This is a genomic window from Methanoregula sp. (genome assembly GCF_002835825.1).
In the GTDB taxonomy this organism is placed as follows: Archaea; Halobacteriota; Methanomicrobia; order Methanomicrobiales; family Methanospirillaceae; genus Methanoregula.
The window spans coordinates 1-7,793 of the sequence record NZ_PIZH01000067.1; the positions used below are offsets into that span (position 1 = coordinate 1).

Annotated in this window: 8 protein-coding genes; 6 read left to right on the plus strand and 2 right to left on the minus strand. The window is 56.2% G+C overall.

Going from position 1 to position 7,793, the window contains the following annotated elements; genetic code table 11:
• Together CW742_RS03995 and CW742_RS04000 are read right to left on the minus strand one after the other, a co-directional pair.
• Positions 1 to 1,168: glycosyltransferase family 39 protein (locus tag CW742_RS03995; RefSeq protein WP_292416775.1), on the minus strand; the 1,168-nt coding region annotated here is incomplete at its 3' end.
• Positions 1,169 to 1,280: 112 nt separating this feature from the next.
• Entirely contained in the window at positions 1,281 to 2,138 is an 858-nt protein-coding gene (locus tag CW742_RS04000; RefSeq protein ID WP_292416778.1) for a nucleoside 2-deoxyribosyltransferase, read from the minus strand.
• Between the two features lie 31 nt (positions 2,139 to 2,169).
• Here CW742_RS04000 and CW742_RS04005 point away from each other — a divergent pair, with 31 nt between their 5' ends.
• From CW742_RS04005 to CW742_RS04030, 6 genes are all read left to right on the plus strand, one after another.
• On the plus strand, positions 2,170 to 2,661 hold the full coding sequence (locus CW742_RS04005) for a DUF367 family protein (protein ID WP_292416782.1): 492 nt from the start codon (positions 2,170 to 2,172) through the stop codon (positions 2,659 to 2,661).
• A 403-nt stretch (positions 2,662 to 3,064) separates the two neighbouring features.
• Positions 3,065 to 4,096, plus strand: a complete 1,032-nt coding sequence (locus CW742_RS04010) for a type II glyceraldehyde-3-phosphate dehydrogenase (protein WP_292416794.1) — start codon at positions 3,065 to 3,067, stop codon at positions 4,094 to 4,096.
• A gap of 25 nt (positions 4,097 to 4,121) precedes the next feature.
• On the plus strand, positions 4,122 to 5,063 hold the full coding sequence (locus CW742_RS04015; RefSeq protein ID WP_292416784.1) for a tyrosine--tRNA ligase: 942 nt from the start codon (positions 4,122 to 4,124) through the stop codon (positions 5,061 to 5,063).
• Positions 5,064 to 5,152: 89 nt separating this feature from the next.
• Positions 5,153 to 5,881: a serine protein kinase RIO gene (locus CW742_RS04020; protein ID WP_292416797.1), complete on the plus strand. Its 729-nt coding sequence runs from the start codon at positions 5,153 to 5,155 to the stop codon at positions 5,879 to 5,881.
• 54 nt (positions 5,882 to 5,935) lie between these two features.
• Positions 5,936 to 6,481 carry a KH domain-containing protein gene (locus CW742_RS04025; RefSeq protein WP_292416788.1) on the plus strand — a complete coding sequence of 182 codons (546 nt, stop codon included), beginning with the start codon at positions 5,936 to 5,938 and terminating at the stop codon, positions 6,479 to 6,481.
• A gap of 148 nt (positions 6,482 to 6,629) precedes the next feature.
• Positions 6,630 to 7,793: DEAD/DEAH box helicase (locus tag CW742_RS04030; RefSeq protein WP_292416791.1), on the plus strand; the 1,164-nt coding region annotated here is incomplete at its 3' end.

Here is a 7,793-nt window from a genome sequence, read left to right on the forward strand (position 1 = left end):
CGACAAGCAGTGCCATAATCCCGTAAACAATCTTCGGGTTCCTGATGAGGGAGAAGACGGGTTTATAGGCAAGGGCAATACCGATAAAATCCACCGGTGCAAGGATGATGAGATATCGTGGCTGCATCGGAATCCTGTAGGAGAGGAACCAGCTGATGACAAACGGCAGGAAGGTAAGAGCAACAAGGAAGATCCCTTTGTTCCGGTCAACAACGAAGGCCTGGATGATCCCGACCACGAAGAGGATAAGGAACAGGAGCATCACAAGCTCCGAGAATCCCGAAAGCTGGCGGAAGGTCTCAGTGATGATGCCAGCTCCCTGTATCCCGAATGTTGGTCCTCCCTCTGTCCGTTTGGTAAAGAGCTGAAGCGTCAGTACAAGGAGTGGCAGGCTGATGATGACAAACGTGCCCGCCCCTATGAGAGCCGGCTTCAGGGAACGGAGATCCTTAATCCATTCTTTTGCCTTCACGAAGATTGCATACAGGACGAGCGTCCCGGTGATGACGAGCGTATAGAAATGGGTCCAGTAAGCGAGTGCTGAGAGTGCACCAAAGAGGGCCCAGTGCATAGCATTGTTGGTCTTGAGTGCCTTTAAGAAAAAGACCATGGCAAACGTGACAAAGAAAAGCCCCATGGAGTAGGCCCGTGCTTCCTGGGAATAAAAGATCAGGAACGGGGAAAACGTGCAGGCAGCGGCGGCGATAATGCCGGCATTGCGGTCCATAAACTCCTTCCCGACCCAATACATCAGGGGGATGGTCAGGACCCCGAACAAGGCAGGCACGAAACGGAGAACTGTCTCGTTGTTCCCGAACACGAGCATGAGGTGCTCGATCCAGTAAAAGAGAGGCGGATTGAATTCCCCGCCGGTCGTTGCCGCCCAGATGCCGGAAAGGGACATCGATGCGAACGTATAGGTCGAGGCCTCGTCAAGCCAGAGAGAATTGAAACCGAGGTTGACAAACCGCAGGATGGCACCGATGAGAGTGAGGGCGAGAAGGAGCTGGGTATAGCGGCTGTGGAAGAGGAGCGAGCTAATGTTTCCCAGGGTCAGGTCCTGAAACGAGCGGACAGGGGACGCATACCCGTTATCCAGATCGCAAATCCCTGCCCCAACAACGTCCTTCCGGCCGCTTCTCCCTTTTTCCTCTCGCTTCTTCGCCATGACAACTCAGTACTATTGCGTGAATATTCCCTTATAGTTTCTTGCACGTATTACCGGGGAAGGGGGCCTCTTTGGGCGTACGGCCTCAGCCTCATTCACCTGCAGATAACTGCTACCGGTCTTCCTTTAAAAGCGCCGGTGCAGACAATGCATCAAGGAGTTGCTCTTCTGTTGAAACAAGCCCTGCTGACTGCTCCAGCATGAGGTTGACCTGTTCATCGATGCCAACCTGCCGAAAGTCCGTCCTGAGGGCAATGATTTTTTTCCCCCGTGCATAGGCGTATCCCATCTCCCACGAGGTTCCGGAGTCCGCATCCGCCCCATCGATTACGGCAACAACGATGTCCGAGTTTTCCAGTGCTGCCAGATTTAACCGGAAAAGCCGTTCGTGCTCTTTTTTACCACGGGCTGCCGAATCGTCGCCGGCATCCTGCGGGAGGTGGACGGAGAAGAAGTTCTTCCGCAACAGGCCGGTAATGTAGGCATTATATGTCCGTTCCGCTGCCGAGAAGAGGGGTGCTGCCAGGTACACCCGGTAACGGGAAAACGTGATCGTATCCATGGCCGTAATCTCTGGAAACCGCGAGAGGAATACTCCGCGGCCCGCACGTTTCGGGGATTCATTACCCCTGCTGCCGTAATACGTGGTGGTCACCCCGCAGGTGGGAGACGAGTTCACTCCGATAATGCACAGGGGCGGACCCTCCTTCCTGATGATCTCCTTCACCTCTGTCTCGAGATCATCGAGCAGCCGGGAAAATGCCGGGCTGTCCAGCCGTTCCAGGAATGTGCCGGGCTGGCGGGCAGGGCCGAGGAGGAGCGTTTCGGGGCAGGGCAGCGGAACCATCTGTATCCCGAATTCATCGCACCGTTCTTTCGTGCGCTGGAACGCCTCGATGTCCGAGGGTTTTGTGATCCCTTCGGCCCGGAGGCCCGGGTTGAGGATGCAGGGGCTGCAGAGCACGTACATTATTTAGAGTGTTGACACGCACAGATGATCAATGATACCCCTGTATGCCTTCCGGGACAACAGCTGCGATCCCCGGAAGTGCACGGTAAAGAAGCTCGAACGGGCCGGCTTTCTGAAGATCTTCCAAAAGGTTCAGCAGATCCCGAGGAATACCCTGATCCTAGATCCCACAGCGGAACAGGCGCTCTCTCCCGCAGATCGGCTCGTGAAATCTCTTACTGTGCTGGACTGTTCCTGGGAGGTACTGAATATCGGCGCGATCAGCTCGTGGCGGATCCGGAGGGCACTCCCCTTCCTGATGGCGGTAAACCCGGTGAACTTCGGCAAGCCCTGCAAACTCTCTTCGGTCGAAGCGGTAGCGGGGGCGCTTTATATTATGGGGGAGAAGGAACGGGCAGGTGAGTTACTCTCCAAGGTGAACTGGGGCATCCGGTTCCTTGAAGTGAACAAAGAGCCGCTGGAGCTTTATGCCTCAGCAAAGGACAGCACGGAAGTAGTGAAGTACCAGGCGCTGTTCATCTGAGCACTTTCCTTTTGTACCCACGCGACCCCCTGCACGAGCGGATTGCCAGTTGTTCATGATTTTATGATGTAAAATTCGTGCTTTTTTGCGTATGATCGCGACTCCGTTTTAGGGGGTCGCATGGGTACAAATGTATGGCATTTGTCGAAAATTGCTCGCCAGAATAAAAATTACAACGTGATTCCGGCAACCACCCATATCAGGGCCGAAAAAATGTACCCGTGCGACCCCATACAGGCATTTCCGGAGGTATCAGGATCTCCGGCTCCGCATTATTCTCAGGGCCCCGGGAAGTGCCGGATCATAAGACGTGTTTACCCTGGAGAAGCGGGACAAGCCATTCCATCCTCTCATGGCAATCGTTTCGCATAGCTTTTTCATTTCCAGCGCAATGTACGATTGTATGATCAAGGTTGCCATTAACGGGTACGGGACCATCGGCAAGCGCGTGGCCGATGCGGTGGCCGCCCAGAAGGACATGAAGGTGATCGGCGTTTCCAAGACCCGGCCGAACGCGGAGGCATTCGTCGCAAAGCAGCGCGGGTTCCCGCTCTATATTGCGGACATCTCCAAAAAGGAGGCATTCGAGAAGGCCGGGCTCAAGGTTGCCGGCAGCGTGGAGGACATGTGCAAAGCGGCCGATGTGATCGTAGATGCTACACCGGGAAAGGTCGGTGCAACGAACAAGGCGATGTACGAGAAGCTGGGCAAGAAGGCCCTCTGGCAGGGGGGGGAGGAGCACGAGCTGGCAGGGTTCTCCTTCAACTCGTCCTGCAACTACAAGGATGCCATCGGCAGGCAGTTCGTCCGGGTAGTCTCGTGTAACACCACGGGCCTGTGCCGGATCATCAACGAGATCGATAAGGAATTTGGTGTGACCCACGTCCACGCCATCATGGTCCGCCGTGGATCGGACCCCGGTGAGATTAAGAAGGGACCCATCGACGCGATTGTCCTCGACCCGGTCAGCGTACCCAGCCACCACGGCCCGGATGTCCTCTCTGTCCTCCCCCACATCTCGATCACCACCATGGCGATGATCGTACCGACAACCATGATGCACATGCACGCGATCCAGATGACCACGAAGAAGCCGGTCACCAGAGATCGGGTCCTCGAACTGATCAACAAGCACCCCCGGCTCGGCCTCATCAAGAAGACTGCGGGCTTAAAGAGCACCGCTGAACTCAAGGAATTCGCCATGGACCTCGGCCGGCAGCGCTCCGACCTCTGGGAGAATTGCATCTTCGAGGAATCGATCTATGCCAACAAGAATGAGCTCTGCTTCTTCCAGGCTATCCACCAGGAAGCCGATGTTGTTGTGGAGAACATCGACGCAATCCGCGCCATGATGGGCGCAGAAAAGGATGGTTCAAAGTCCATTGCCTCAACCAACGCCGCCCTGAATTTCGTCACTATCCAGAACAACCATTAACTCCCTTCATCACCCATTCTTTTTAATGGACGCATACGAGCGTGTTACCCGGAACACTGTCGAAGTCGTCACCGATGACGATCTCCGGGCGCTTCTTTTACAGCCGTCAAAGCGTGTCTATGCCGGCTACGAGCCGAGCGGGGAGATCCACCTCGGCCACCTTGTCACGATCAACAAACTGGTCGACCTCCAGGCAGCGGGCTTCGAGGTCACCGTGCTGCTCGCCGATCTCCACGCGTTCCTGAACCGGAAGGGGACGATGGAAAAAGTCCGCGAACTGGCCGATTACAACAAGCGCTGCTTCGAGGGCCTGGGCCTCAAAAACGTGAAATATGTCCTGGGATCGGATGTCCAGCTCAACCGGGACTATGAGCTGCTGGTGCTCCGCCTCTCGCAGGAGATCACGCTGAACCGGGCAACAAGAAGCATGGACGAGGTCGGGAGGCAGATGGACGCCCCCACCGTCTCGCAGATGATCTACCCGATCATGCAGGCTGCCGACATTGCAATGCTCAGTGCCGATGCCGCAGTCGGTGGCATCGACCAGCGGAAGATCCACATGCTTGCAAGGGAGCACCTTGTCAATTTCGGGTACAAAGCCCCGGTCTGCATCCACACCCCCATCCTCAACGGATTAGACGGCAAGAAGATGTCGTCATCGCAGGGGAACTACATCTCCGTTGCTGATACTGAAGACGAGATCCGAAAGAAGTGCCAGAAAGCGTTCTGCCCTCCGGAGATCGCCGAGAATCCCATTCTCCAGATCTTCCAGCACCACGTCTTCCCCCGGCTCCCGGAAATCAGCATAAGGCGGCCGGAGAAGTTCGGCGGTGACCGGTCCTTTGGCAGCTATGCAGCTCTTGAGGCCGCGTACGGAAAAGGAGAGGTCCACCCGCTCGATCTCAAGAAGGCCTGCGGGGAGTCTCTCGTCGAGATCCTCGCACCCGTCCGTCAATACATCCAGTGAACAGGATACACTAATACCGGTGGCACCGCGTGAAAAAGGAAACCAACATCGACAAGAAACTGGAGCGGTTCGACCAGAAGCTCGAAGAGATGGGCGTCCGCATCAAGGATGCCAATGATCTCAAAGTCCGGGATGATGTCTTCGATGACATAACACTCCTTTCCCTGTACAAGCTCGTCCACAAGAAATGGTTCTCGGTGCTCGGGGGATCGATCAGCACCGGCAAGGAAGCAAACGTATTCTATGCTGAGCGTGACGGAACCCCCATCGCCATCAAGATCTATCGGATCCGTACGGCAAATTTCACGACAATGAGCTCGTACATTGTCGGGGACAGGAGATTTTCCCACGTGAAGAAGGCAAAGAAGGAGCTGATCTTTGCCTGGACGCGGAAGGAGTTCTCCAATCTCGCCCGGGCACGGGAGGCAGGAGTTCCCGTTCCCGAACCGCTTGTCTGGGACCGGAACATCCTGATCATGTCGTTCATGGGAGAGGGAGAGACCCCCTGGCCCCAGATCCGGAATGCGGACCTGCCTGACCCCGCGGATGCGTATGCACGGATCATCCGCGATATCGATCTCCTGTTCAATAAGGCTGAGCTGGTCCATGCTGACCTGAGCGAGTTCAATATATTGTACGGAGACCAACCATATCTCATAGACATGGGCCAGTCGGTCACCCGCGATCACCCCAGGGCTTACCCGTTCCTGATGAGGGATATCAGGAACATCAACCGGTTTTTCAAAAACCGCTGCGATGTCCGGGACGAGGTCGAGATCTTCAATGCCGTGACCGGGCTGAATGTTGCAGAGCCGTGATGCCGGCCCGGATTGCCCTATGAACCACCATACCTAACCAGGGAGAGATATCATATGATGCAGGAAGTAAAAATCGCCGGAAACAGGGTTGGCGTGCTGATCGGAAAAGGCGGCGCCACGAAAAAGGAGCTGGAGGCAAAGACCCACACCACCATCACCATCGACAGCAAGGAAGGTCTCGTCAAGGTTGAAGGAAGCGACGAGAACACCGTTTCGCTTCTCAGGGCGGTCGAGATCGTCAATGCCATCAACCGTGGGTTCTCACCCGAACGGGCATTCGAGATGATCGAGGATGAGGACCTCCTCCTCGAAGTAATTGATCTTGCCGGCATGGCAGACAATCCCCGCCAGCTCGACCGGCTGAGAGGGCGGATTATCGGGAAGGATGGCCGGGCCCGCGAACAGATCGAGGATATGACCGATGTGGAGATCTCGGTTTTCGGCAAGACGGTGGCCCTGATCGGGTACCCCGAGCAGCTCAAGACCGCACGGGCGGCCGTGGATATGCTCATCGAGGGTGTTCCCCACGAAAATGTCTTTGCGTTCCTTGACCGGAAGAAGAAAGAGGCAAAGCAGGACATGATCAGCTATTATTATTGAGGGGCTTTTCAAAAACAGAATTCCCTATTTATGTATTCTGGTGCATTTCCTGTGGAAAATAATTTGATTTATCGATTAGATTTCTCTAAAAGAACTGAAATATCGGCTTTTTTCAGTGGAATTAAAGGGGTTATTTTGGACGTGTGACATGCAGATTGGCGAGCTCCCCCTTCCGGAACATCTCAGGCAGCAGTACCTGGCAAAGGGCATGCAGGAGCTCTACCCACCCCAGGCAGAATGCGTTGAGCGGGGGATGTTTGAGGGCCGGAATCTGCTCGTTGCCATCCCCACTGCAAGTGGCAAGACGCTGATTGCCGAGATGGCGATGCACAGCCATATTGCCCGAAAAGGCAAGTGCCTCTATATCGTCCCTTTAAAAGCCCTGGCAAGCGAGAAGTACGAGGAGTTCAGCAACAAGCGTGTCCGTGTGGGTATCGCCACCGGTGACTTCGACCGGCGGGATGATACCCTCGGCAACAATGACATCATTGTTGCCACCAGTGAGAAGGTGGACTCTCTCCTGCGCAACAATGCCCGGTGGATTGCAGACATCACGCTCCTTGTCATCGATGAGGTCCACCTCATCGACTCCTCCCGCCGCGGGCCGGTTGTCGAGATGGTCATAGCGAAAATGCGGTACCGGAACCCGGCCATGCAGGTGATCGGGCTCTCGGCAACCATCGGCAATCCCAAGGTCCTTGCCGGGTGGCTGGATGCGGAACTGGTCACCAGCACCTGGCGCCCGGTCGACCTCCGCCAGGGTGTTTTCTGCAATGACCGGATCCACTTCCGGGAGGGTGAGCGCCGGATCAAGGTGGTTTCGAAGAATTTCGATGATATTAACCTCTGCCTGGACACCATTGCCGAGGGCGGCCAGTGCCTGGTCTTTGTCTCATCGCGCCGCAATGCCGAGGCCTTTGCGAAACGGGCTGCCGCGGCTATCAAAAGCGAGGACCCGGACCTGAAAGAGTCTGCACAGGTGCTGGAAAAGACCGCCGAGACCGAGATGGTCAAAACGCTCGCCGCCTGCGTTGCCCGGGGGGCGGCATTCCACCACGCCGGGCTCAGCCGCCCGGAACGTGCAGTTGTCGAGGAGGGGTTCCGGAAGGGCCTGATAAAATGCATCTCGTCAACCCCGACCCTTGCCGCGGGGCTGAACCTCCCTGCACGCCGGGTCATCATTCGCGATTACCTTCGGTTTGCTGCCGGGGAGGGTATGCAGCCAATCCCCGCAAGCGAGTACCACCAGATGGCGGGAAGGGCCGGCCGGCCCCGGCTGGACCCCTACGGCGAGGCGGTGCTCATTGCAAAG

Coding starts and splice junctions, on each gene's coding strand:
- CW742_RS04000 (WP_292416778.1), bottom strand. CDS start 2,138: ATGTACGTGCTCTGCAGCCCCTGCATCCTCAACCCGGGCCTCCGGGCC.
- CW742_RS04005 (WP_292416782.1), top strand. CDS start 2,170: ATGATACCCCTGTATGCCTTCCGGGACAACAGCTGCGATCCCCGGAAG.
- CW742_RS04010 (WP_292416794.1), top strand. CDS start 3,065: ATGATCAAGGTTGCCATTAACGGGTACGGGACCATCGGCAAGCGCGTG.
- CW742_RS04015 (WP_292416784.1), top strand. CDS start 4,122: ATGGACGCATACGAGCGTGTTACCCGGAACACTGTCGAAGTCGTCACC.
- CW742_RS04020 (WP_292416797.1), top strand. CDS start 5,153: ATGGGCGTCCGCATCAAGGATGCCAATGATCTCAAAGTCCGGGATGAT.
- CW742_RS04025 (WP_292416788.1), top strand. CDS start 5,936: ATGATGCAGGAAGTAAAAATCGCCGGAAACAGGGTTGGCGTGCTGATC.